This is a genomic window from Alishewanella sp. SMS8 (genome assembly GCF_030737935.1).
In the GTDB taxonomy this organism is placed as follows: Bacteria; Pseudomonadota; Gammaproteobacteria; order Enterobacterales; family Alteromonadaceae; genus Alishewanella; species Alishewanella maricola.
The window spans coordinates 15,147-38,759 of the sequence record NZ_JAPJEA010000001.1; the positions used below are offsets into that span (position 1 = coordinate 15,147).

The following is a 23,613-nucleotide window of genomic DNA, read 5'->3' on the forward strand; positions in this document are numbered from 1 at the left end:
CCCGTTGAAATTAGCACAGCACACACCGCAAAAAGCCGTTACAATATTCAACTTAAACAATGAATAATGAGGCACAAATGATAGCATTAGGTACCCTGAATACATTAACCGTAAAAAAACAGGTTAAGTTTGGTTATTACCTGGACGGATTAAGCTGGGGTGAGATCCTACTGCCGAACAACGTGGCGCCCGCAGATATTGTTATCGGCGAGCCCTTGTCTGTATTTTTATATTTAGATTCTGAAGATCAACTGATTGCCACCACTGAGCAACCGAAAATTATGGTTGGCCAGGTGGCCTCTTTAGCTGTGGTTGCCAGTACTAAGGTGGGTGCTTTCTTAGATTGGGGTTTAAAGAAAGACTTATTAGTGCCCTTTAGCGAGCAGCAAATCCCGCTGAAAGTGGGCCAGCACTATCTAGTGTATTGTTATGTCGATTTAAGTAATCGTATTGTTGCTTCGACTAAATTAGATCGTCATTTACATAAAACACCTGTGCCTTACCAAACAGGTGATAAGGTGCAAGTGATGATCAGTGAGCAAACCGATATTGGATACAAAGCGATTATTGAACATCAACATTGGGGTGTATTGTATAAAAATGAAGTTTTTCGCCCACTAAAACGAGGTGAACGCCACACCGCCCTGATCACCAAAGTTCGCGATGATGGCAAAATTGATTTACGCCTAAATCAAGCCACTTATCAGCAAGCTCAGGCGTTAACTGAAAAGATTTTACAGCGTTTACGCCAAAACGACGGCAAGCTGGCTTTAACGGATAAAAGTTCGCCAGAATTGATTGCCGATGCCTTTGGTGTTAGCAAAAAAACTTTTAAACAAGCCATTGGCGCCCTGTATAAAGACAAGCTAATTGTTATCACACCTGCCGGTTTGCTGCTGGTTGAAAAGTCAGTTTGAATAAATAACACCTGTGCTTCGTGCAAAACGAGGCGCATTGAAACGGTATTGACCTTCACGCTAAACGACGTTCTTGCTAAAAACAGCGAGTAAAATACAAAAAACCGGTCTTGCTGAACAGACCGGTTTTATTCTTAGCCAAATTTGGCTCAAATCACGCTGCGGTTATTTGGTTTAGTGCAAACTAAATGCACCGCACTGGTGGCCCGCTCACGAAAGCCGCCTTCGCAATAGCACAGATAAAAATGCCATAACCGAATAAAATTATCGTCATAATTTAATTTATGCACCGCATCGCGCTGTGCCATAAAATTATCACACCAATCTTTTAGCGTACGAGCGTAATCAAAACCGATATCCTGAACCTGACGTATCACTAAGTCTGTATGCTCCGCAACCGCAGTAGCCATCCGGCTAATGGACGGTAAACAACCGCCCGGAAAAATATAGCGTTTAATAAAGTCAACTTCACGAACATATTGATCATAACGATGATCGACCATGGTAATTGCCTGCAATACCATAATGCCATCAGGTTTTAATAAGCTGCTGCACTTGGCAAAGTAATTATCGAGAAAATCATCGCCTACCGCTTCAATCATCTCAATAGACACCAGCTTATCGTAGCTACCCTCAAGCTCGCGATAATCTTTAAACAACAGGGTAATTTGTCCCTCTAAACCTAATGCTTTTATACGGTCTTGGGTGTAATCAAATTGCTGTTGTGAAATCGTGGTGGTAGTCACTTTACAACCATAATGCTGTGCAGCATAAATAGCCATACTGCCCCAACCAGTACCAATCTCAATCACATGATCACTGGCTTGTAATTGCAGACGCTCACAAATTTGTTGCAACTTATGCTGCTGCGCTTCGGCTAAACTGCTATCAACAGAGGGATAAACCGCACTGGAATACATCATGCTAGGATCTAAGAACAGCTTATACATCGCGTTGCCTAAGTCATAATGCGCAGAAATGTTGCGTTTAGACTGACTGACCGTATTACGATTGCGGTAATTTAGCAGCTTTAATACTGGACGGCTCAAACGTGCCCAAGTAGAGTCCATCTTATCGAGCACAGCTAAATTACGGGCAAAAATTTGTACTAGGGCAGTTAAGTTGTCGCAGCGCCAATGGCCATGAATATAAGCTTCACCGCCACCAACCGAGCCAGCTAACACCAGTTTTTGGTAAAAGGCAGGATCAACCACTGTTATCGTGGCGTGTAACTCAGCACCCGTTTCACCAAATTGTTGTTCTACCCCTGCTTCAATCACCGTGATGGCACCGTGACGTAATTGGCTGAGGAAATTCAAAGTAAATTTACGACATAACCGGTCAAACCAACCAAGATTGTCAAACACCGCTTTTTCACTAAGCGACAAACTCATACATCAGTTCCTCTGGATTTAGGATGGCCATAGATAGGCATCCTTTTAAACACTAGTTTTAAAGCCTGCCAATAAATTCGAGTCATGATCTGTACGCTTTGCCATGGCTGACGGATCAATATCTTACGGCGTACTGCGGCTGTCAGCTCAAAACGTCGTAGGGTAAACCACGCACTAAACACCGCTTGGGCTTGCTTGATATTCGTAATACTGCAAAACAATTGCTCGCTAGGCTGGGGAATTTGCCATCGATATTGCATATCCAATGGATTAAACGGTGAAACATGAAACACTTTGTCATGTTCATAGAACTTGGCGTTTTCTTGCAATTGCTGCAAATAGTAATGCCGTTCGTTCCAAGGCGTATTACTGACCTCCGCGAGCAAATAACAGCAACGACCGCTTTCATCGTAACAATAGTATAAATTAAGTGGGCTAAAATAGACGCCCCAGCCTGCCAATGGCGATACCAAGAAAACCTGGTTAATCGCCACATTACCGCCTAACTGCTGTACTTTGGCGCGAACAGCTTGCCCCAAGTCGCTATCACCCTCGAGAAAATCTTTACGTCGAAAACTAATCGCAGCAAACCGCTCAAAACCGATGCCTACAGCAGATAAACTAGCTTGGTTTAGCTGGCTGCAATCCAGCCAATAAGCCGCATAAGGATAGCTAAAGCCATGCACCTTGGGTAGAAAGCGCTTATGCCCTACACGACCACAATATACCGCATGGCCTGCTTGCATCAGTAATCTACACCTAATAAGGCGGCAACATCGACAGCACTACGAGCGCCGTCTTCATGAAAACCGTTATACCAATAGGCACCACAAAAGAAACTATTATTCACACCATTGATCTCGTGACGCCGCTGCTGGCTGGCGATAGTACTATGGTTATACACGGGATGTGCATAGTGATAAACCCCTAATACCTTATCTTTGGCGATACTGGCGCTGTTGTTTAACGTCACGCAAAAAGTCACGGGGGCTTCTAAGCGCTGTAAAATATTCATATTATAAGTCAGTGTCGCTTGATTACTTTGCTGGCTATCAAGATTGTAGTTCCAAGACGCCCAAGCCGCTTGGCGAACCGGCAGTAAATTCGTGTCGGTATGCAGCACAACTTCGTTTTGTTGATAAGCAATTCCCCCCAAAATCTCCCGCTCTTGTGCTGTGGCATCTTTTAATAAAGCCAGCGCTTGATCGCTGTGACAAGCAAAGATCACTTTATCAAATTGCTCGGTTGTGCCATCGGCAAAATGAATGGTTGCACCCATAGCATCGCGCGACACGCCACTGATGTTTTGCTTTAAGCGTAATTTAGCAGCATCGACCTTTTGTAACAGTGCCTCCACGTAGCGCTTAGACCCTCCTTTTATCACTGACCATTGTGGCCGATCATTAATATTTAACAAACCGTGGTTATTAAAAAAGCGAAGGAAAAAACGCACCGGAAATTTTGGCATATCGGTTAAACCGGCTGACCAGATTGCTGCGCCCATCGGCATTAAATAATTATCACGAATGCCTTGGCCAAAGCCATGTTTGTCTAAAAAAACGCCCAATTCTAAATCCAGATCGGCATGATCTTCAGCAACCAGTTGCTTACCCAATTTGTTAAAACGCACGATTTGCCGCAACATTAACCAAAAAGACGGTCGAAACACATTACGTTTTTGTGCAAACAAGCTGGTTAAAGTGTTGCCATTATATTCCAGATTGTTTTGTGTATTTTTGACTGAAAAGCTCATCTCTGTTGGTAACGCAGGTACAGCAAGCTCAGCAATAAATTTATTGAAGATGGGATAGGTCCAGTTATTGAAAACAATAAAACCGGTATCAATGGCATAGTGCTTGCCTTGCACTTCAACATCAACAGTGGCAGTGTGACCGCCAAGATAATCATTTGCTTCTAACAAAGTAACATCATATTTATGTTGCAACAGATACCAGCTTAACATGCCAGAAATTCCGCCGCCTATTACTGCTATGCGCATAACTTTCCTTATAATGGCAGGCTAAACGCCTGCTTAAACAGCGGGTTAACCCGCAGCCATTTTACGTTTAACTTGGCTGGTTAACCAACCTAATACTGGGATCTGCTGATAAACCATTTCGGTCATATCATAATAATCACGATGATAGATAATTTGCTCACCTTGCCAACGTAATTCTGAACAGCCCTTAACACTAATTTCTTTACCCTTAGCGATGGCAGGATGGCTGTACGTCATCACCCAACTTAAAAAACCGACATCACCCGAACAAGAACCAGATACCGGCATAAAGCGTGCATAGTTCAACCGTTGATAACCATGATTCAAGTATACTTGTAACGCAGTTGCGCCTTGAATTTGTTGCACCGGATCAATAAAACAGACGTCTTTATGATAGAGCGCTGTTGGTGCAATAGTATGTTGCCCTGAGATCTGATTAAAATAATCTAAAAAGGCCTGTAGGCGCGGTTCAAGCATGCTGGTTCTCCTGATTTTTTACTGCTGAAAACAGCGCTAAGATAATTTTTCGAACTTGATCATGTGCAACCACAGGAGCAGCATAACCTTTAGGCGTAATCGGTTTATGCGGCCAATGAATGTCTTTAGCCGATTTAGCCGCCAATTCAGGAATAAATTTACGGATAAAGTCACCATTGGCATCAAAACGTTGGCTTTGTGTTACTGGATTAAAAATACGGAAATACGGTGCTGCATCTGTACCGGTTGATGCGGCCCACTGCCAGCCGCCATTGTTCGCCGCAAAATCACCATCAATGAGCTTCGACATAAAGTATTGCTCGCCCCAGCGCCAATCTATATGCAAATCTTTGACTAAAAAACTGGCCGTGATCATACGTAAACGATTATGCATCCAGCCCGTTTGATTTAATTGCCGCATGGCAGCATCCACAATCGGATAACCGGTTTTACCCTGACACCACGCTTCAAATAAGGCAGCGTTATTCGGCCATTGAATAAGATCGGTTTCCGCTTGAAACGCTTTATGCTTAATTAATTTTGGAAATGCCAGCATGATCTGTTTGTAAAAATCACGCCAAATCAGTTCAGATAACCAGACTGCAGCACCACTTTTCTCTTGCCAAATTGAAGCTCCGGCTTCTAATTGCAAGCGAGCGACGCATTGTTGTGCTGACAGCACGCCGATCGCCAAGTAAGGTGAAACCTGTGACGTGCCATCCACGGCTGGTAGGTCACGTTGCAAAGTGTAATCTTGCACCTTTTGCTGACAAAATAGGCGCATCTGCTGCAGTACTTCTGCCTCTGCCACTGGCCACGCCGATGAACTGTTATCCCCCTCTTGCATCACGGTAAAAGTTGGTAAGTCAGTAAAGGTTCGCGCTTGTGGCTTTGGCTTAGCAAAGCAATGCACACCTTGTTCAGCATATTTTGCTAACCAATTACGTTTGAATGGTGTAAAAACTTTATAGACATCCCCCTGCTGGGTTAACACTGAGCCAGGGGGCATAATGCAAAGCCTGTCGAACCAATGACAATCAATCTGATGCTGTTGTAATAGTGCGCTAACCTGCTCATCGCGTTGCTGCTCACGCACTTCGTACTCACGATGTGCATACAAAGCCACCAGCCCTTTAGGAATAAAGGCAGCAATCGTCTTAGCGCAACTAGCATAGTCCACACCTTCCACCATCACTAACGGAATATTTAAATCTGCCAGCTCGCTCTCTAATGCTTTGACACGACGGCGCAATAAATCTTGACGTATAGCGGCCATATGGTGTTGTTGCCAGCTTTTAGCGGTAGCAATAAACACAGCGATAACCACACCGTTGTCTGCCGCCGCCGCGTTAAAGGCCGCATGCAATGCTTCGTTGTCATGACAACGTAAATCATGTCGAAACCAGACTAAATGGACAGAGGGTGTTTTCATAAGGCTTTGTATCCAAATTAGACGTGCTTGCACGTCAAAATAATTCCAGCAATTAGTTTACCTAAATTGCCTAAACACGATTATTTAAGGATCCTACCAATAGAAAGCACGGCAGCACTGATCCTGACGTTACTGCTGTCAGCATTTTGCTCGGTAGTGAACACTCTTCTTTACAGTACGCCTATTCATTCGGATCAACCCTTTAAAAAAAATCAAAAAAAAACGGCAGTTACTTTGTAACTGCCGTTTTAAGGTTTAATGTTTATCTAACCTTTACTGGTACCGCTTTCTACTCGTGATTTCAGTTTCTGGCCTGGCCGAAACGTGACTACACAGCGAGCAGAAATGGGAATATCTTCACCTGTTTTTGGATTTCGGCCTGGTCGCTCGTTTTTAGTGCGCAAATCAAAATTACCAAAACCCGATAACTTAACCTGCTCACCAGACTCTAGCGCAGCACGGATCTCTTCAAAAAAAGCTTCCACTATTAGTTTGGCATCTCGTTTACTTACGCCAAACTTGGTAAACAAACGTTCTGCTAAATCAGCTTTGGTAAGCGCCATCTTTATTCCCTCAACGTTGCGTCGAAATCATTTTTAAGCACGCTAACCACTTGATTTATAACCTCTTGGATAGCTTTATCCTCAAGCGTACGCGCTTTATCCTGTAAGGTCAGAGCAATCGCTAATGACTTAAACCCTTCCGCAACGCCCTGACCGGTGTATACGTCAAATAATTTTAGGTCAACTAACTGATTTACGCCAACTTTTTTTATACTAGCAACAATATCAGCAAAATGCACATCTGATCTAACAACAACCGCTAAATCTCGGCGATTTGCCGGGTATTTTGATAAATCTTGCGCTTGCACTATTTGACGAAGGCCTAAAGCGGCCACTTCAAGCTCAAACAAGAAAGCTTTACCTTTAATACCTAACTTACGTTCAGCTTCGGGATGCAAAGCACCTAAATAGCCCACTACCTCGCCATCAGCATACACAGCTGCAGTTTGCCCAGGATGAAGTGCACTGTGCTCTGCCGCAGCAAAATGTACACGAGCTGACGCTGACAATAATGCCAACAGGGCTTCAACATCACCTTTCACATCGTAAAAATCAGCCGGACGCTCTGCGATCGTCCAATGCTCATTGGCATAAGAGCCCACGACCACGCCGCCGATCACCGGTACTTGACGTACACCGTTTTCGGCAGCAGCATCAGGAATAAATTTTAGGCCATATTCAAATAGACGTAACCGATTATGCTGGCGATTTTGATTGTATTGCACCGCTTGTAATAAGCCTGGCCAGCTATTTAAACGCATGGCAGACATATCTGCCGAAATCGGATTCGGTAACACTAAGGCAGGCTGATCGGCAAACAAAGCTTGCTGCACTTTAGGATCAACAAAGCTGTAAGTAATCGCTTCTTGATAACCACGATCCACCAACACCTGACGCATTTGCGACACACTTAAACTGGCTTCATTAAAACGGCGCATTTTTAAGGCTGCGATGGGCGCTTGGTTTGGGATATTGTTATAACCATACACCCGAGCCACTTCTTCAATCAAATCTTCGGCGATACTGATATCAAAACGATAACCTGGCACCGTCACTTGCCAACCTTCTGCGGAATCTGTGACACCTAAGCCTAGGCGTTGAAAAATATCAGTCACTTCGCTGCGTGCAATATCATGACCAACAATGCGTTTTAACTTTTGCTCAGTCAACACGATAGGTGCTTTTACCGGTAAACAGTCTGCAGCAACCGCTTCGGTGATCGGGCCTGCTTCACCGCCGACTATTTGCAACAACAAGGCGGTAGCTCGTTCCATGGCGGTACGTTGTAATTGAGGATCAACACCGCGCTCATAACGATGCGAGGCATCCGTGTGTAAACCATACTGACGCGCTTTACCGGCAATGGCTAGAGGGGCAAAAAAGGCACTTTCTAGGAAAATATCCGTAGTGTTTTTTGTAACACCACTGTCTAAACCACCAAAAATACCTGCCATCGCTAACGCTTTATCCGCATCGGCGATTAATAAGGTATCAGCCTGCAAAGTCACTTCTTCGCCATCTAATAACACCAGTTTCTCGCCGGCTGTGGCCATTCGTACTTGAATATCACCGTTGATTTTTGCTAAATCAAAGGCATGCATTGGATGCCCCAGTTCTAATAAAACATAGTTGGTAACATCAACAATGGCATCGATACTACGAACACCGCAGCGCCGTAATTTTTCAGTTAGCCATAATGGGCTGGGCGCTTGCACATTAACGTTGCGAATGACACGACCTAAATAGCGTGGGCAGGCACTCGGGGCTTTAAGGTTGATGGCTTTTTGTTCATCGATGGTCGCAGCAACTGGCGTAAATTCAGGCTGGCAAACCTCAAGTTTATTTAACGCGGCCACTTCACGCGCTAAGCCTTTAATCCCTAAACAGTCAGCACGGTTTGGCGTTAAATCAACTTCGATAGTCACATCGTCTAAAGCTAAATATTGACGAAGATCAGTGCCCACTGGCGCATCTGTTGGTAATTCCATAATACCGTCAGAGTCATCTGCCATGCCTAATTCTGAGAATGAACACAACATACCGTGTGAAGGCTGTCCACGCAATTTGGCTTTTTTAATTTGAAAATTACCCGGTAATACCGCACCCACGGTAGCTACCGCAACTTTTAGCCCTAAACGGCAATTCTTTGCGCCACAAACAATGTCTAATAACTCCGCAGAACCAATAGACACTTTGGTAATTTGCAATTTATCAGCATCAGGATGTTGCTCACAAGCCACGACTTCACCGACGACTACGCCACTAAACTCACCGGCCACCGCAGCAATACCATCGACTTCTAAACCGGCCATGGATAATTGTTCAGATAAAGCTTGAGTATCCAGCTTAGGGCTAACCCATTCACGTAACCAGGATTCGCTAAATTTCATCTTGTTCTACTCCGCTTATCTGAACTGCTTTAAGAAGCGCACATCATTTTCAAAAAATGAGCGTAAATCGGTTACGCCGTAACGCAACATCGTTAAACGCTCAACGCCCATACCAAAGGCAAAGCCACTGTACACGTCAGGATCGATGCCGACAGAGCGCAGCACATTCGGGTGCACCATGCCACAGCCGAGTACTTCTAACCATTTTCCGTTTTTACCCATCACATCCACTTCAGCAGAAGGTTCTGTAAATGGGAAGAACGACGGTCTAAAGCGAACCTGTAAGTCTTCTTCAAAAAAGTTTTGCAAGAAGTCATGCAAAATGCCTTTTAGCTCAGCAAAGTTGACATTTTTATCGACCATTAAGCCTTCAACTTGATGAAACATTGGCGTGTGTGTTTGATCATAATCATTCCGATACACCCGACCTGGCGAAATAATGCGCAGTGGCGGTTGTTCTTTTTCCATAGTGCGAATTTGCACGCCAGAGGTTTGCGTGCGCAACATCAGCTTAGGATTGAAATAAAAGGTGTCATGATCTGCTCTGGCAGGATGGTGCTCAGGAATATTCAGCGCATCAAAGTTATGAAAGTCGTCTTCGATTTCTGGCCCGTGCTTGGTTTCAAAACCTAACTCAGCAAAAAAACTTTCAATTCGCGCAATAGTGCGACTGACCGGGTGTAAACCACCGCTTTCAATAGCACGGCCGGGTAAGGTGACATCAATCCGCTCTTGTGCCAACTTAGCGGCAAGTTGCGCTTGTTGTAACAAATCACGTTTTTGATTTAGCGCGTCTTGCACTTGCTGCTTTAATTCGTTTATTTGTTGACCAGCGATTTTACGCTGCTCTGGGTCCATCGCCCCTAAGGATTTCAGCAGATCGGTAATACTGCCTTTTTTGCCCATAAAGGTTACGCGAACCTCTTCTAAAGCAGGAATATCGCTCGCGGTTGCTACCGCAGCCAGAGCCTCATTTAATATCGCTGTCAGGTTCATTGTTGTCCTCAACGTCACCAGGATTGCCTAGATTCAAAGCCGCCAATAATACACCAGAAATGGCTAGCACGCAGTTTTAGCAGCAGATTTTTTCGTTTAGAAGCAGATTTTTCTGATTATTTTAGGCTTGTTGCAGAATTTCACGGATGAATGGGATAGTGAGTTTGCGCTGATGCACAATAGAGGCTTTATCAAGTCGATCTAAAATAGCCACCAGCGAACGGATATCACGATTATGGTGGTTTAATAAATAACGCGCCGCCTCAGCAGGCAGTTCAATGCCCTTGAGTCGCGCTTTTTGTTGTAACAAACCCTGTTTATCGTCATCACTTAACAACCGTAACTGAAAACTGGTGCAGGCATGCAAGCGTGACACTAAATCCGGTAAGGTGATCCCCAGCTGTTGTGGTGCTTGATTAGCAACAATAATCAGTGCCTTACCTTGCTCAACCAGACGATTATATAAATCAAACACCGCCACCTGCCAGTTGAGATCGCCCGCCACCGCCTGAATATTGTCTAAACAAACCAGATCGAGTTGCTCAAGGTTATCTAAGATCCGCGGAGTTAATTGCTCACAATCTTGCAACGCCACTAACTGGCTAGTGCGGCCTTGCTCATGCGCCTGCACGCAGGCAGCATATAATAAATGCGATTTACCGCTACCACTGGCACCGAATAAATATACCGGTGCTTGCCCAGTAGGATCAGCTAAATACTGCTTTAAAAAGCTCACTGCCGCACTATGTTCGGCGGCATAAAAACTATCTAAGGTTTCATCTTCAGGCAAAGTAACAGCTAAAGTCAGTTGCATTTAACGCCTAACAAATTGAAATACCGCTAACACATCCGATGGATTAGGATCCGTTTGCAGCATCGGTACCCCAGGATAGGCACCGAAAGAAGGTTCAAGGGTATCGATTTTTTGAATAGTCGGTTCAAACTGCAAGCTTTGCAATAATTGCTCGGTACTCATTTGGATAGTTAGCTGAAAACGAGTAAATTGCGCGCTTTGTTGCACGATCTGAACTTTGCTGACCCCCAGTAAACTCGCTAGGTTACGCTCAACACTGACCACCTCGGCCAAACTTTGCATACCACCGACTTGCAGTACCAGATGTTGCTCTGCTGCAGGGTTAAGTAAAATAGCGAATTGTTGCGCCAGTTCTTGACCTAAGCTAGCCGCATACTGCTGCATTAATTCGGTTTCATTGGCCGCTTGATATTCATGTCGTAATACCCGCCCTTCTTGCTGTCGCAACGCGGTTAAACGCCAGGGTAATTCAGGGTTATCGCTTGTGGTTTCGAGTAATAACACCACCACTTCATCTGCTTGATAGCGTGCGCTGGCGGCGTCAATTTGTTGCCAAAACCCAGCCCACACATCAGTTTCAGTTAACAGCATTAAGTCGTCGATATCATACAAGGGTAAAGTAAAAGGCAAGGCTTGTTGCTGCAAAGCGCTGCTTAAGCTGGTTAGCCAGACGCTATCAGCACGGCGCACAAAATTACGGTGCAACTGTTGTTGTTCAACAATCCAAAATAAAATCTCAGGTCTTTGCCCACCCCAAACTGGTATTTGGTAAGATTTAAGTAATTGTTGAATACGCTGGCTGTCTAAGACAACACGAACCTTATTGCCCTGCTCGGTTCGGATCGCTTCAAACTGCTTAACGTAGCTTGCGGCATTCGCTAATTCATTTCGAAGCTCGGCTTGTTGCATAATATCTGGGCGACCAGTCACACGCATTAACACTTGCTGTAAGGCTTCACGTTGCCATTGCTGTTGCGTTTGCTCTGCACTCACTTCAGCCTGATACAAAGGCGGACGCTCTGCGCTACACAGTACATTGCTAAACAACAATATTAATGCTAACCCCAGCCATTTAGCCAAGACCATGCTTTCTCCTTTGCGCTGCTCGCGTGATTACGCCTTATTATAACAAAGCCACCCGCAGGTGGCTTCACTAAAACAAGCAAACGATTAGCCTAAATGAACACCTAAACGATTGGCCACTTCTTCATAAGCTTCTACCACGCCACCTAAACCTTGACGGAAGCGATCTTTATCCAGTTTTTTACGGGTTGCTTTATCCCATAAACGGCAGCCATCCGGTGAGAATTCATCACCTAACACCACTTGGCCGTTAAAAACACCAAATTCTAATTTGAAGTCAACTAACAACATCCCGGCTGCGTCAAACAAAGCATTTAATACTTCATTCGCTTTAAATGTCAGACGCTTCATTTCCGCTAATTGCTCAGCTGTTGCCCAGCCAAAAGACACTGCTAACGATTCATTCACCATCGGATCGTGTAACGCATCATTTTTTAAGAACAATTCAAAGGTGGCAGGCGTTAAAGCCATCCCCTCGGTAACACCAAGACGACGCACCAATGATCCAGCAGCATAATTACGAATAACGCACTCTACCGGGATCATGTTTAACTTTTTCACCAGCACTTCATCATCGCTGAGCAATTTCTCAACTTGCGTTGGAATACCGGCTTCTTGCAACTTTTGCATAATGAAAAAGTTAAATTTGTTGTTGATCATGCCTTTACGATCAAGCTGTTCAATACGCTCACCATCAAAAGCAGAGGTATCATTACGAAAGTGTAACACGAGCAGAGAATTATCTGTGGTGTTATACACTGTTTTGGCTTTTCCACGGTACAGCTCAGTTGTCTTTTGGACCATTTTAAACTCCGATCGGCAGGCACTAAAATCAGGCGCAAAGTATAAAGGGCTTTGGCCTGATCGCAAATGACTTTTTACCGTAGATTATAACTCAGCACCGGCTGCACGGATGGCAGTGACCATCGGCTCGTAAATACTGTTCACAATATCAGCAGATAATGGCTCACCTGTTTTGTCTAACCAAGCAATCGCAGTATGGTTGTTGGCTAAACGTGATAACACAATCCGGTAATCGCCATTTTCTATGGGTAACTGTAAAGGGGCATCACGTAACGTAACGGTGCGCCAAAAACCTCGTTCGGGTTTGGTGTAATTCAAATAATAGGTATAAACAGAACGGTCAAAATCTGTTACCGATAAATTTAAATCATTAAATAATAACTCTAACTGTGACCATGTTACATCTAACGGCTGTTCAGTGATTAAAGCGGCATTGCCGGCTTTATCGATACCGGTTTCTAAAGAAACTTCCGCCACTTGTGCACGTAACTCAAGCGTTTTGGCAACCTCGGTTACAGCCACTTGATTAATCACTCGGTTAAGTAAATTCACTTCGTTGGCTTTAATTTGAACCGCATTGAGCTGTTCACCTGGCACAAAATACTGATGCTCTAACAAGGTCACCGTCATACTTAAACTGCGACCATGCGGCCGAGGTGCTAACTCAATTTGAAAACGTACTTGGTCCACAGCATCTTCAGATTTCCAAAACAGAAAGCCAGAAGTCTCAGAGCGCTTGATCCAACCCGTTTCATACCGTAAGCCGGCATCGTCAGTTTGCTTTAATTCAATGGCTTGCTGTTGAAAAAACGCCTGCAATTGCTCAGTCACAAAAGGCGTTAACTCACCGGTTAAGTCATTACGTTCAAACCATACCCGAGCAAGTTTTTCTTCTTCCTCTAGGCGACTGCTAGTTGCAGTGGCAAGAACTAAGGTAGGAGAACGCTTACTGATTTGCTCTTTTGAGGCGGTTTGCACCGGCTGATTGGCTGGAATATCATAGATTGCTGGCTGATTGGGTGTGGCCATACCTGCGGGGATCTGCAGGTTAACTTTCTTCAGCTCAGTGCTTTCTGTTGGTGTTTTGTCAAAAACTGAACAGCCACTTACTAAGACGCTGACAGCGATAATACCATTTGCCCACTTTTGCACCTAAACTACTCCTGCTCTAAAATTCCGGCTTGTTGTAATGCCTGTTCGATTCGTTTTTCATGAATTGGTTCCAACTGGGTTAACGGTAAGCGCAAAAAATCGGACTTGATTAAGCCCATGCGCTTTAATGCCCACTTTGTTGGAATTGGATTGGATTCGATAAATAAATCTTGGTGAAGCGCTTGAAGCTTTGCATCCATGGCTAAGGCTGCTGCATTTTGTCCGGCAAAAGCAGCCTGACACACTTGGCTCATGGCCGCGGGAACGACATTAGCTGACACCGAGATGACACCATGCCCCCCCGCTAACATAAACTGTGCAAAGCTCGCATCGTCGCCACTTAACAATAAAAAATCAGCAGGACATAGCGCTTTAAGCTCGGCTAAACGAGCAAGTGAACCGGTCGCTTCTTTTATACCGACGATATTATTAACTTTCGCTAATGCCGCTACCGTTTCCGGTAGTAAATCAACGCCAGTTCTGCCCGGCACATTGTATAAAATGATCGGCTTGTCAGTTGCCGCCGCTACCGAAGTAAAATGCGCCAGCATGCCCTTTTGCATTGGCTTATTGTAAAACGGTGTCACTGTTAGGTAGCCATCAATGGGCAGATCAGCAAAAAATTGCGTTTTAGCAATGGTTTCACTGGTCGACATTGCACCATTACCCGCAATGACCGGGATCTTCCCCGCCACTTGCTCGCATACCTTAGCCATCACTGCATGTTGTTCTGCCATGGTTAAGGTAGCAGCTTCTGCTGTAGTGCCCATTATCACCAGACCGGCACTACCTTGCGCCAAGTGAAAAGCCACTAATTGCGCTAAGCTCTCATAATCAACCTGACCCTCATCGGTCATCGGCGTCACCAGGGCAACGATACTACCTTTGAACATGCTACTGTGGCTCCACATTTTGTATTAAGGGCGCCTATGTTAAAGACAGCAGCCAGTAAACACAAGCAAGCTTTCACCCTGATTGCTGATGCGTAAGGGCAGATGACATTCATTTGCAATATGCTAAACTGCGCGCCGTATCATGTTGGCAAAAAAACTGCTGTTTTTAGACCTTTATAGGAAGTGCTATGCCTCTTCAACTTGTGGTTACCGCGATAGGCCCAGATCGCACCGGCATCGTCAGTAAGCTAGCCCGCTTGGTGACCGAATGTAATTGCAACATTATTGATAGCCGTATGGCTATTTTCGGCAGTGAATTCACCTTTATTATGCTGCTTTCTGGCGATTTACCGGCCATCAGCCGTATTGAGCACCTGTTACCAGCGCTAGGATTAGAACTTGATCTAACCACGATGAGTAAACGTACTAGTGGCCAATCGCAAACTCAGGTTGTGTCGCATTATGTACTGGACTATGCGGGCCCAGACAAAGTCGGTACGCTTGGTGCAATTACAGGATTGTTAGCCAGTCACAATATTTACATTGGCTCTTTGCAATCGGCTACCAGCCCCAGCGCAAACGGCGTAATGATGCATACGCAAATGACGCTGGAGTTAGCGGAAGGAATTGATGCTGAACACATTTCTGTAGAACTCTTTGCCTTGATGCAACAACTCGGCTTACAAGGTACTTTTCAAGCACAACAATAAGGAAACGCTATGCAAACACTAACCGCCGGACAAATCGCCCCTGATTTTACGTTGCCCGATCAACAACAACAGCCCGTCAATCTTAGTGCTTTGCTTAAACAGCAGCGCGTACTTGTTTACTTTTACCCAAAAGCCATGACGCCAGGTTGCACTGTGCAAGCCTGTGCGCTGCGTGACAGCATGGCTGAACTTGAACAGTTAGGCGTTAAAGTGGTAGGCATTAGCACTGACGCACCGACACGCTTAGCCAAATTCGCTGAACGCGATCAATTGAATTTTACCTTGCTTGGCGATGAAGACCATAAGGTTGCAGAAGCTTTTGGTGTTTGGGGCTTAAAAAAATTCATGGGTAAAGAGTATGATGGTTTGCATCGTTTAAGCTTTCTTATCAATCAAGACGGTAGCATTGCAAAAGTCTTCGATAAATTTAAAACCAAAGATCACCACGAAGTCGTACTCAGCTACTTAAAAGGCTAGCATTCATCTTGCCAGACTCGCATTTTAGCCTGTCGTTATACTAAATAACGGCAGAACTGCTAGCATCATATCCAGCGATTACGCCTAGCTTTTTCCCTATTTGGAGCACCCGATGAATAAATTAATATCATTTTCTGCCTTGGCTTCGGCCCTATTGTTTGCCTCACCTGTTGTGAATGCACAAACCATACAATCAGAAAAATCAGTCTTGTCTATTGAAAAAGTGGCCGAAGGCTTAGAGCACCCTTGGGGCCTAGCATTTTTACCCGATGGTCGGATGTTAGTAACAGAACGCGCTGGCAAGCTGCGTTTAGTCAATACAGACGGTAGCCTTAGCGCACCGTTACAGGGCTTACCCGACATCGTTGTCAACGGTCAAGGGGGATTACTCGATGTCGTGTTGCACCCCGATTTCGCATCGAATAAGCAGTTCTATTTCAGTTTTAATCAGCCTGGCGAAAATGGCAGCAGTACAGCAGTCGCACTGGCAACTTTGAGCGACACGGCGATCAGCGATTTAAAAATTGTGTTTAGTGCTAATCCTAAATTTGAAAGCCGCCATCACTTTGGCGGGCGCTTAGTAATCCAAGATAATAATTACTTATTTATCACGCTGGGCGATCGAGGGCAGCGCCGTGATGATGCACAAACCTTAGATAACCATCACGGTAAAGTGATCCGCTTACATTTAGATGGTAGCGTACCTACCGATAACCCTTATGTGAAAGATGCTGCAGTCTTAGATGATATTTGGTCTTATGGTCATCGTAATATTCAAGGTGCAGCTCTGCATCCTGCAACGGGTGAATTGTGGACGCATGAACACGGCCCGCAAGGCGGTGATGAAATTAACGTCACTCGTGCCACACTTAATTATGGCTGGCCGATGATTACTTATGGTGAAGAATATGGCGGCGGCAATATTGGTCAAACCAAAAAAGCCGGCTTAGAGCAGCCAATGCACTATTGGGTGCCATCCATTGCACCCAGCGGTATGAGCTTCTACTTATCTGACGCCATTCCTGGGTGGAAAGACAGCTTATTGGTTGGATCACTGAAATTTGGTCAACTCGTGCGCTTAGAACTCAACGGTGAAAAAGTCAGTCATGAAGAACGTATTATGATTGGCCAGCGGATCCGTGATGTCCGCCAAGGCCCTGATGGTGCAGTGTATCTGCTGACCGATCAAATTAATGGCCAAATTCTTCGATTAAAAGCTGCCAATTAAACATGTCAATACTTCCTCGATTTACACTAGCCGGTGGCCTTGTTGCCACCAGCTTGTTGCCCTACTCGGCATTCGCGGCTGAACCCACAGAAATTATTATGGTTACAGCCAGTCAGCAACAACAATCTTGGCTCAGTACGCCTGCGAGTATCGATATTGCCAGGCGCAATGAACACGGTCTGTTAATCGATAGCGCGGAGCTCTTGCAAGGGATCCCCGGCTTGCAAGTTGATAGCCGTGCCAATTTTGCGCAAGACACACGGCTCAGTTTACGTGGTTTTGGTAGCCGCAGCGCTTTTGGTATTCGTGGTATTTACTTACAACAAGACGGTATACCCATCTCGGCACCCGATGGCCAAGGCCAACTTTCCAGCGTTTTACTCGATAACATTGCTTATGCCGAAGTATTACGTGGCCCGATGGCCGTATTGTATGGCAATGGCGCCGGTGGCGTGATTTCGTTATACACTAATGAGCAACAACCCAGTGGGGTGAGCAGTGATCTCGCGTTAAGTTCTATGCATCAGCAATACCAACTGCAAATTAGCCAACGCTCATTAAATAATAGTTGGCAGTTAGCCGCTAAACACTTTGAAACAGAGGGCTTTCGAGAGCGTTCCAGCGCGCGTAAGCAACAAATTCAATTTGGTTGGCAAAGCTTATTAACAGACGAGCTGACTCTGCGCCTGCGTATTGATGGCTCGAATGATCCCCTGCTGCAAGATCCGCTGAGTTTATCCGCAGAGCAATGGCGAGAAGATCCTGAGCAAACAGCGGCTCAAGCCAGTTTGTTTGATACCACTAAAAGCACCCAACAACATCAAGCCAGCCTCGCCTTAGCGCACAGTGGTCAGCATCCTTGGCAAGTTGCTATTTGGCAAGGTAATCGTGAAGTGGCGCAAAACTTAGCCTTCACCGGCTCTGCCATCACCTCATCAGGCGGTGTCATCGAACTAGACCGCGATTTCCAAGGCGCTAATGCACAAAAGCAATGGCAGCTGCACCCTGAGCTGAGTACTCTGGTTGGCGCGGCTTTTGCAAAAAGTGATGATGCTCGCCAGGGTTATGTCAATCAATTCGGACAGCGGGGTGACTTGCGACGCGACGAAACCAATCTCGCCGAAAACCGGGATCTTTACTGGCGTGTCAATTATCAACCGACCGATAAATTGAGCTTTAATGGGGGGTTACGCTACACCGAACTGTACTATGCTATTCGCGATAATTTTATCCAAGGCGCAAATCCAGATGACAGTGGTGAGCGCAATTATTACCAACATGCTGGCGCCATCGGTATGAATTATCAGTTTGCCGCCAACTGGGCTTGGTTTATGAGCACAGGTCAGGGTTTTGAAGCCCCCACATTAAGCGAGCTTGCCTATAAAACTGAAGGCAGTGGCTTAAATTTAGGCTTAGAAGCCAGTGAAAATCGACAGTGGGAAACAGGTGTAAAGTACCAAGATGCTTCAAGCCGCTTGAGCTTGAGTGTGTTCAGTATCCGCAGCAGCGATGAATTGTTGGTTGCCAGTAGCAATAACGGCCGCACCAGTTATCGTAATGCCGGTGATACTTCGCGCGATGGTATTGAGCTGGCAATGCGCACCGAGTTATCCGCGCATTTGCAACACGACTTTAGCTTAACTCTACTTGATGCGACCTTTGCGTCTACAGCACTATCGGGAAAACGCTTACCCGGCGTAGCAAAAACAGATGCTTATTCGCAATTACGCTATCAACCCCGCTTAGCGCTGCCATTGTATTTAGAATGGATCAGCAGCTATCGTAGTAAAATTGCAACCGATGATGAGAATAGTGATTTTGCGCCAAGCGCCGTTACTTTTGATGCCGCTATCAGCAGCGAGCAGGTGTTAGCAAAATGGCAAGTGCGTTATTGGCTAAAAGTGAACAATTTGACCGATCGGAAAAATGTGGGTGCGGTGGTGGTTAATCAAAGTAATGGCCGCGCTTTTGAACCCGCACCTGGACGCTATTTTAGTGCGGGTGTGAACCTAAATTATCGCTGGTAATATTAATCTGCAAGGTCAGCGGGATGAACTCTCGTTGACCACGCTTTCGCTGTTGCTTTTACCAGTGAAGCTAAAGGTATGGCGAAGAAAATCCCCCAGAAACCAAATAACCCTCCGAAAAACAATACCGCAATGATGATGTAAACGGGGTTTAAGTCGACCACTTCTGAAAATAACAGCGGCACCAATACATTACCATCTAAGGCTTGAATAATGCCATACGCCAACAGTAAGTAACCAAATTCAGGTGTTAAACCCAACTGAAACAAGCCTACCGTGGCCACCGGCAGCGTGACCACGGCCGCCCCAATGTAGGGGATAAGTACCGAGAAACCGACCAGTAAGCCCAATAACATCGCATAATTTAACCCAAATAACGAAAATACCGCGTAACTCACCGTACCAACAATGACAATCTCCAGCACTTTGCCCCGAATATAATTCATGATCTGCACGTTCATTTCGTGCCAAACTTGAGTAATTAATTTGCGTTCATCGGGTAAAAACTGCACAAAGCCATTAGACAGCTCGGTTTTATCTTTTAGCATAAAGAAAACCATGACAGGTACTAATACCAGATAAATCAGCAGCGCGACTAAATCCACAATAGATCCCAGTGATAACGACAGCACGGTGCGACCAAACGTCATGACTCGCTCATCAACTGATTGCATCAGCAATAAAATCTGATCTTCGCCGACCATGCCGGGTAACAGTTCAGGTAATTCGAGTAAGTAAGTGCGACCGAGTGCAATCATTTGTGGCAAATCGCGTAATAAGTTTCGGCCCTGATACCAAGCAATCGGTACCACCCACATCAACAGCAGGATCAAAATGCTCATAAAACCAAGCACCACCAAGCTGGTACTGATTGTTCGATTAAAACCAAAGCGCGTTAGACGTGCAACAGGCCATTCTAATAAGTAGGCAAATACAATGGCGACCAACACAGGCGCTAACATACCACTGAGCCAATAAATGGCAAAAAAACCGGTCAGCAGCATCAAAAACAGCGTAACAACCTGCGGATCAGAGAATTTGTTTTTGTACCATTTTTGCAACCAGTCTAGCATGTGATGTCTCGCGTAAATGTAAACGATTTTGCAGTATACCAACATCAGCATAAAAGTAACGACTCACTGTTAGACAGGGTGCTGAATGTGGTAAATTAGTGCCGTATTGAGCCGTTAGCTTACTGATTGTTTTAAAAAGCTACAATCAGTGACGCTTCGTTAAACTTTACTGAACTTACAGCGTTTAACAGAGCCAAACCAGCAGAAATGTAGCTTAATTTGCAGCATCAAACAGGTCAGTGATTTATGATACGCTTTGCAGTAAGAAAGACAATTTTGCTCTCTCTGCTCACATTAAGTTTGCAGACGCCATCCGCTATGGCTTTAAATACCCTGCCCGATATCGGCGGCAACGCTTTTTCAACTTTAACGCCTGAAAAAGAAAAACAAATCGGTGATGTACTGATCCGACAAACCCGTGCTCGTTTACCCATGGTGTACGATCCTTTACTCGATGAGTACCTTAATGCACTGGGTAATCGTTTAGTCGCTCGCTCGAATGATGTAAAATTTCCCTTTAAATTTTATTGGGTCAATAACCAAGAGATTAATGCTTTTGCCTCTTTAGGCGGCAATATCGTTTCTCATACGGGTACTTTAGCGGTCTCTGAAAGTGAAAGTGAGTTTGCGTCGGTGATCGCCCATGAAGTTGCCCACGTGACACAACGACATATCGCCCGTTTTGTCGAAGCGCAAAACCAACGCTCGCCTCTCACCATTGCCAGTTTGTTGGGTTCGATTATTTTAGCGACCATCAACCCTGAAGCGGGCATGGCTGCGATGGCCGCCTCACAGGGCGCGGCACAGCAAAGTGCCATTAATTTTACCCGCAGTAACGAGCAAGAAGCCGATCGTATAGGGATGACTATCCTAGCCGAAGCGGGTTTTGATCCTAATGCCGTACCGATATTTTTCAGCCGATTAAGTCAACAAAGCCGGTTTGTTAATCAGCAATTAGCCTTTTTACAAACGCATCCTCTTTCGCAAGCTCGAGTCAGCGACACCCGCTTACGAGCTCAACAGTTTCCACAACGTTTTGTGCCGGATAGCCAGGATTTCACTTTAACTAAATCTCGCATTTTAGCCCGTTATCATTACAGTACCAAAGACGCGTTAATCATCTTCGAACGTATGCTAACTGAACCCGGTGGCAATACCCGTGCGAATCATTACGGTTTAGCCATTGCCAAGCTGGATAACAAAAACTATGAAGAAGCCCTAGTTCTTATAGAAGACTTACTAAAACAAGATCCGTACAACCTGTATTACCTTGATGTTTATACGGATATCTTGATAGCTGAAAAGAAATACGAACAAGCAAAAGAGTTTTTACAACAAGCCTATTTACTGCGGCCGAACAACCAAGTGGTAACGCTAAACTATGCTAATGTGGCCGTGAAATCAGCTAACTACGGTTTAGCCGTACATTTGCTTCGTAACTTATTGTATTACAAAGACGATAATATCTTAGCCTATGATTTGCTGTCAGAAGCTTATAAAGCACAAGAAGATTTCGCCAAATATTATGAAACTCGCTCGGATCTGTTTTATCAATTGGCTAATTATCCAAAAGCCATCGATGATTTGAATGAAGCGTTGAACAGTCTTAAACCCGATGCCCGTTTAGAAAACCGGCGAATTGAAGCCAAAAAACGTCAACTGCAAGCTGAATTTGAGCGCTTGCAACGCATGTAACTGACGATTAGGACCTATTATGATTATTTACCATAACCCACGTTGCTCAAAAAGCCGTGACGCCCTAGCGCTTCTGGCCGATAGCGGCCAATCGTATCAAGTTGTTGAATACTTAAAAACGCCACTCGATTACCCAGCTATCGTTGATTTATTGTCGAAGTTAAAATTACCTGCACGGCAGATTTTACGCAGTAAAGAGCCAGAATATCAAAGTTTGAACTTGGCAGATCCGTCGCTCAGCGAACAGCAGATTATCGAGGCCGTAGTTGCGCATCCCCGTTTAATGGAGCGCCCTATCGTAGTTAAAGGTGAGCAAGCGGCGATTGGCCGGCCGTTAGCTAATATTGAAGCGTTGTTAGCATGACTTGCAGTGTTTTAGTCCTCTATTACTCACGTCATGGCTCAGTCGCCGCTTTGGCTGAGAAAATCGCTAGCGGCATCCAACAAGCCGGTGCCGAAGCAAAGGTTCGCTGTATCGCTGGTTTTGATAAAACCAGCGTGCCTAAGCACCCCGTCGCTGAATTAGCAGAGTTACGAGAATGTGATGGTTTAGCCTTTGGTAGCCCAGTACGTTTTGGTAATATGGCCGCTGAAGCAAAAGCTTTTTGGGATTCCACCAGCAGTTGTTGGCTTAAAGGCGAGCTAATTAACAAAGCCGCGGGGGTCTTTACGTCCTCAGGCAGTTTGCATGGCGGCAACGAAGCCAACCTACTCAGTATGATGTTACCTTTGCTACATCACGGCATGGTATTGATGGGCGTGCCTTACAGCGAGCCTGAGCTGCATAAAACCCAGAGTGGCGGCACTCCTTACGGCCCAAGCCATGTGAGTGGTTTAAACCATGATACCCAGTTATCGGTTGACGAACAGCGATTAGCCTTGGCTTTTGGCAAACGCCTAGGTCAGCTTAGTATTGCATTGAAAAACAAAGGATTTACAAGTTAATGACAGCAACTTCTGCAGTGCCCATGTCTGCGCAAACCCAACGTTTTCTGTTATTGGGTAGGCTTGGCTATTGGGGCTTATGGCTATTGATCCCGCTGTGGCATCTTTGGTTGGCCCCAGTGAGTTATGGTGAAGATCAAAATTTGCAACCCAGCACGCTTAGTACACTCCTTTTTTTGTGGCTACCGTTATGGTTACCGATGATAGGCATCATCAAAGCCAAAGCATATACCTTTGCTTGGGCTAATTTTATTGTCATTATCTATTTTTTACACAGTTTAACCAACTTATGGGTCAGCAGCGGCTTATATCAAGCCTTGTCTGCAGTTGAGTTAGTGTTATCTTGCGTCATGTTTTATGGCTGCACCTACTTTGCCCGCAATCGCGGCCAAGAACTCGGTTTAAAAATCCCCAAATTAAAAGATGATCCTGAGCGCAAAATCTCGGGTCGTTAATCCAGCAAAACTGCAATTTACCCTCAGTATCTTGCAGTTTTTTTTATGCGAGCAATCTGCTTGCTCATTGAGTCCGTAATATTCACTAT

Annotated in this window: 23 protein-coding genes; 9 read left to right on the forward strand and 14 right to left on the reverse strand. The window is 45.1% G+C overall.

Going from position 1 to position 23,613, the window contains the following annotated elements:
* Positions 1–77 precede the first annotated feature (77 nt).
* Positions 78–917 carry a S1 RNA-binding domain-containing protein gene (locus ORJ01_RS00105; protein ID WP_226751567.1) on the forward strand — a complete coding sequence of 280 codons (840 nt, stop codon included), beginning with the start codon at positions 78–80 and terminating at the stop codon, positions 915–917.
* A gap of 149 nt (positions 918–1,066) precedes the next feature.
* Here the strand turns inward: ORJ01_RS00105 and ORJ01_RS00110 are convergent, their stop codons facing one another.
* The 13 genes from ORJ01_RS00110 to dapA form a co-directional block, all read right to left on the reverse strand.
* Complete coding sequence (locus ORJ01_RS00110; protein WP_306176527.1) at positions 1,067–2,311, reverse strand: cyclopropane-fatty-acyl-phospholipid synthase family protein; 1,245 nt, start codon at positions 2,309–2,311, stop codon at positions 1,067–1,069.
* Complete coding sequence (locus ORJ01_RS00115) at positions 2,308–3,057, reverse strand: DUF1365 domain-containing protein (RefSeq protein WP_226751565.1); 750 nt, start codon at positions 3,055–3,057, stop codon at positions 2,308–2,310. The genes ORJ01_RS00110 and ORJ01_RS00115 overlap by 4 nt, the downstream gene beginning before the upstream one ends.
* Positions 3,057–4,310: an NAD(P)/FAD-dependent oxidoreductase gene (locus tag ORJ01_RS00120; RefSeq protein WP_306176528.1), complete on the reverse strand. Its 1,254-nt coding sequence runs from the start codon at positions 4,308–4,310 to the stop codon at positions 3,057–3,059. The genes ORJ01_RS00115 and ORJ01_RS00120 overlap by 1 nt, the downstream gene beginning before the upstream one ends.
* A gap of 45 nt (positions 4,311–4,355) precedes the next feature.
* The gene (locus ORJ01_RS00125) at positions 4,356–4,787 is read right to left on the reverse strand and encodes a nuclear transport factor 2 family protein (RefSeq protein ID WP_226751563.1); all 432 of its coding nucleotides are present in this window, start codon (positions 4,785–4,787) and stop codon (positions 4,356–4,358) included.
* Positions 4,780–6,219, reverse strand: coding sequence for a deoxyribodipyrimidine photo-lyase (gene phrB / locus ORJ01_RS00130; protein ID WP_306176529.1), 1,440 nt, complete (start codon positions 6,217–6,219; stop codon positions 4,780–4,782). Before phrB ends, ORJ01_RS00125 begins: the two co-directional genes overlap by 8 nt.
* Before the next feature lie 266 nt (positions 6,220–6,485).
* Positions 6,486–6,782 (reverse strand): integration host factor subunit alpha, encoded by a 297-nt coding sequence (gene ihfA / locus ORJ01_RS00135; RefSeq protein WP_226751561.1) that lies wholly within the window; start codon positions 6,780–6,782, stop codon positions 6,486–6,488.
* A 2-nt stretch (positions 6,783–6,784) separates the two neighbouring features.
* On the reverse strand, positions 6,785–9,172 hold the full coding sequence (gene pheT / locus ORJ01_RS00140; RefSeq protein ID WP_306176530.1) for a phenylalanine--tRNA ligase subunit beta: 2,388 nt from the start codon (positions 9,170–9,172) through the stop codon (positions 6,785–6,787).
* 15 nt (positions 9,173–9,187) lie between these two features.
* Complete coding sequence (gene pheS, locus ORJ01_RS00145) at positions 9,188–10,168, reverse strand: phenylalanine--tRNA ligase subunit alpha (protein WP_226751559.1); 981 nt, start codon at positions 10,166–10,168, stop codon at positions 9,188–9,190.
* Between the two features lie 121 nt (positions 10,169–10,289).
* The gene (hda, locus tag ORJ01_RS00150) at positions 10,290–10,982 is read right to left on the reverse strand and encodes a DnaA regulatory inactivator Hda (protein WP_226751558.1); all 693 of its coding nucleotides are present in this window, start codon (positions 10,980–10,982) and stop codon (positions 10,290–10,292) included.
* On the reverse strand, positions 10,983–12,068 hold the full coding sequence (locus ORJ01_RS00155; RefSeq protein WP_306176531.1) for a DUF2066 domain-containing protein: 1,086 nt from the start codon (positions 12,066–12,068) through the stop codon (positions 10,983–10,985).
* Positions 12,069–12,152: 84 nt separating this feature from the next.
* A complete protein-coding gene (gene purC / locus ORJ01_RS00160; protein WP_306176532.1) occupies positions 12,153–12,869 on the reverse strand; it encodes a phosphoribosylaminoimidazolesuccinocarboxamide synthase in 717 nt (238 codons plus the stop codon).
* Between the two features lie 84 nt (positions 12,870–12,953).
* Positions 12,954–14,021, reverse strand: coding sequence for an outer membrane protein assembly factor BamC (bamC, locus tag ORJ01_RS00165; RefSeq protein ID WP_306176533.1), 1,068 nt, complete (start codon positions 14,019–14,021; stop codon positions 12,954–12,956).
* A 5-nt stretch (positions 14,022–14,026) separates the two neighbouring features.
* On the reverse strand, positions 14,027–14,914 hold the full coding sequence (gene dapA / locus ORJ01_RS00170) for a 4-hydroxy-tetrahydrodipicolinate synthase (protein WP_306176534.1): 888 nt from the start codon (positions 14,912–14,914) through the stop codon (positions 14,027–14,029).
* A 188-nt stretch (positions 14,915–15,102) separates the two neighbouring features.
* Between dapA and ORJ01_RS00175 the strand changes: the two genes are divergently transcribed.
* The 4 genes from ORJ01_RS00175 (at position 15,103) to ORJ01_RS00190 (ending at position 19,356) form a co-directional block, all read left to right on the forward strand.
* Positions 15,103–15,624, forward strand: coding sequence for a glycine cleavage system protein R (locus ORJ01_RS00175; RefSeq protein WP_229585957.1), 522 nt, complete (start codon positions 15,103–15,105; stop codon positions 15,622–15,624).
* A 9-nt stretch (positions 15,625–15,633) separates the two neighbouring features.
* Complete coding sequence (gene bcp / locus ORJ01_RS00180; protein ID WP_306176535.1) at positions 15,634–16,101, forward strand: thioredoxin-dependent thiol peroxidase; 468 nt, start codon at positions 15,634–15,636, stop codon at positions 16,099–16,101.
* A 112-nt stretch (positions 16,102–16,213) separates the two neighbouring features.
* A complete protein-coding gene (locus ORJ01_RS00185; protein ID WP_306176536.1) occupies positions 16,214–17,329 on the forward strand; it encodes a PQQ-dependent sugar dehydrogenase in 1,116 nt (371 codons plus the stop codon).
* Positions 17,330–17,331: 2 nt separating this feature from the next.
* Positions 17,332–19,356, forward strand: coding sequence for a TonB-dependent receptor domain-containing protein (locus ORJ01_RS00190; protein ID WP_306176537.1), 2,025 nt, complete (start codon positions 17,332–17,334; stop codon positions 19,354–19,356).
* A 2-nt stretch (positions 19,357–19,358) separates the two neighbouring features.
* Here ORJ01_RS00190 and ORJ01_RS00195 read toward each other — a convergent pair whose 3' ends face one another.
* The gene (locus ORJ01_RS00195; RefSeq protein WP_306176538.1) at positions 19,359–20,429 is read right to left on the reverse strand and encodes an AI-2E family transporter; all 1,071 of its coding nucleotides are present in this window, start codon (positions 20,427–20,429) and stop codon (positions 19,359–19,361) included.
* 318 nt (positions 20,430–20,747) lie between these two features.
* On the opposite strand from ORJ01_RS00195, the gene ORJ01_RS00200 reads away from it, so the two are divergent.
* Genes ORJ01_RS00200 through ORJ01_RS00215 form a run of 4 tightly spaced genes read left to right on the forward strand, consistent with a single transcriptional unit; the run spans position 20,748 to position 23,524 of the window.
* Positions 20,748–22,124, forward strand: a complete 1,377-nt coding sequence (locus tag ORJ01_RS00200; protein ID WP_306176539.1) for a M48 family metalloprotease — start codon at positions 20,748–20,750, stop codon at positions 22,122–22,124.
* Between the two features lie 19 nt (positions 22,125–22,143).
* Entirely contained in the window at positions 22,144–22,488 is a 345-nt protein-coding gene (gene arsC, locus ORJ01_RS00205; RefSeq protein WP_306176540.1) for an arsenate reductase (glutaredoxin), read from the forward strand.
* Positions 22,485–23,069, forward strand: coding sequence for an NAD(P)H:quinone oxidoreductase (gene wrbA, locus ORJ01_RS00210; protein ID WP_226751546.1), 585 nt, complete (start codon positions 22,485–22,487; stop codon positions 23,067–23,069). The genes arsC and wrbA overlap by 4 nt, the downstream gene beginning before the upstream one ends.
* Entirely contained in the window at positions 23,069–23,524 is a 456-nt protein-coding gene (locus tag ORJ01_RS00215; protein WP_306176541.1) for a DUF2069 domain-containing protein, read from the forward strand. Before wrbA ends, ORJ01_RS00215 begins: the two co-directional genes overlap by 1 nt.
* Positions 23,525–23,613 lie beyond the last annotated feature (89 nt).

What these genes read in the sequence shown, in the direction of transcription:
- ORJ01_RS00120 (WP_306176528.1), bottom strand. Translation starts at nt 4,310, where the DNA reads ATGCGCATAGCAGTAATAGGCGGCGGAATTTCTGGCATGTTAAGCTGG.
- pheT (WP_306176530.1), bottom strand. Translation starts at nt 9,172, where the DNA reads ATGAAATTTAGCGAATCCTGGTTACGTGAATGGGTTAGCCCTAAGCTG.
- ORJ01_RS00125 (WP_226751563.1), bottom strand. Translation starts at nt 4,787, where the DNA reads ATGCTTGAACCGCGCCTACAGGCCTTTTTAGATTATTTTAATCAGATC.
- dapA (WP_306176534.1), bottom strand. Translation starts at nt 14,914, where the DNA reads ATGTTCAAAGGTAGTATCGTTGCCCTGGTGACGCCGATGACCGATGAG.
- bcp (WP_306176535.1), top strand. Translation starts at nt 15,634, where the DNA reads ATGCAAACACTAACCGCCGGACAAATCGCCCCTGATTTTACGTTGCCC.
- ORJ01_RS00190 (WP_306176537.1), top strand. Translation starts at nt 17,332, where the DNA reads ATGTCAATACTTCCTCGATTTACACTAGCCGGTGGCCTTGTTGCCACC.
- ORJ01_RS00175 (WP_229585957.1), top strand. Translation starts at nt 15,103, where the DNA reads ATGCCTCTTCAACTTGTGGTTACCGCGATAGGCCCAGATCGCACCGGC.
- ORJ01_RS00185 (WP_306176536.1), top strand. Translation starts at nt 16,214, where the DNA reads ATGAATAAATTAATATCATTTTCTGCCTTGGCTTCGGCCCTATTGTTT.
- wrbA (WP_226751546.1), top strand. Translation starts at nt 22,485, where the DNA reads ATGACTTGCAGTGTTTTAGTCCTCTATTACTCACGTCATGGCTCAGTC.
- ORJ01_RS00115 (WP_226751565.1), bottom strand. Translation starts at nt 3,057, where the DNA reads ATGCAAGCAGGCCATGCGGTATATTGTGGTCGTGTAGGGCATAAGCGC.
- hda (WP_226751558.1), bottom strand. Translation starts at nt 10,982, where the DNA reads ATGCAACTGACTTTAGCTGTTACTTTGCCTGAAGATGAAACCTTAGAT.
- phrB (WP_306176529.1), bottom strand. Translation starts at nt 6,219, where the DNA reads ATGAAAACACCCTCTGTCCATTTAGTCTGGTTTCGACATGATTTACGT.
- purC (WP_306176532.1), bottom strand. Translation starts at nt 12,869, where the DNA reads ATGGTCCAAAAGACAACTGAGCTGTACCGTGGAAAAGCCAAAACAGTG.
- ORJ01_RS00200 (WP_306176539.1), top strand. Translation starts at nt 20,748, where the DNA reads ATGGCTTTAAATACCCTGCCCGATATCGGCGGCAACGCTTTTTCAACT.
- ORJ01_RS00110 (WP_306176527.1), bottom strand. Translation starts at nt 2,311, where the DNA reads ATGAGTTTGTCGCTTAGTGAAAAAGCGGTGTTTGACAATCTTGGTTGG.
- ORJ01_RS00105 (WP_226751567.1), top strand. Translation starts at nt 78, where the DNA reads ATGATAGCATTAGGTACCCTGAATACATTAACCGTAAAAAAACAGGTT.
- ihfA (WP_226751561.1), bottom strand. Translation starts at nt 6,782, where the DNA reads ATGGCGCTTACCAAAGCTGATTTAGCAGAACGTTTGTTTACCAAGTTT.
- ORJ01_RS00215 (WP_306176541.1), top strand. Translation starts at nt 23,069, where the DNA reads ATGACAGCAACTTCTGCAGTGCCCATGTCTGCGCAAACCCAACGTTTT.
- ORJ01_RS00155 (WP_306176531.1), bottom strand. Translation starts at nt 12,068, where the DNA reads ATGGTCTTGGCTAAATGGCTGGGGTTAGCATTAATATTGTTGTTTAGC.
- arsC (WP_306176540.1), top strand. Translation starts at nt 22,144, where the DNA reads ATGATTATTTACCATAACCCACGTTGCTCAAAAAGCCGTGACGCCCTA.
- ORJ01_RS00195 (WP_306176538.1), bottom strand. Translation starts at nt 20,429, where the DNA reads ATGCTAGACTGGTTGCAAAAATGGTACAAAAACAAATTCTCTGATCCG.
- pheS (WP_226751559.1), bottom strand. Translation starts at nt 10,168, where the DNA reads ATGAACCTGACAGCGATATTAAATGAGGCTCTGGCTGCGGTAGCAACC.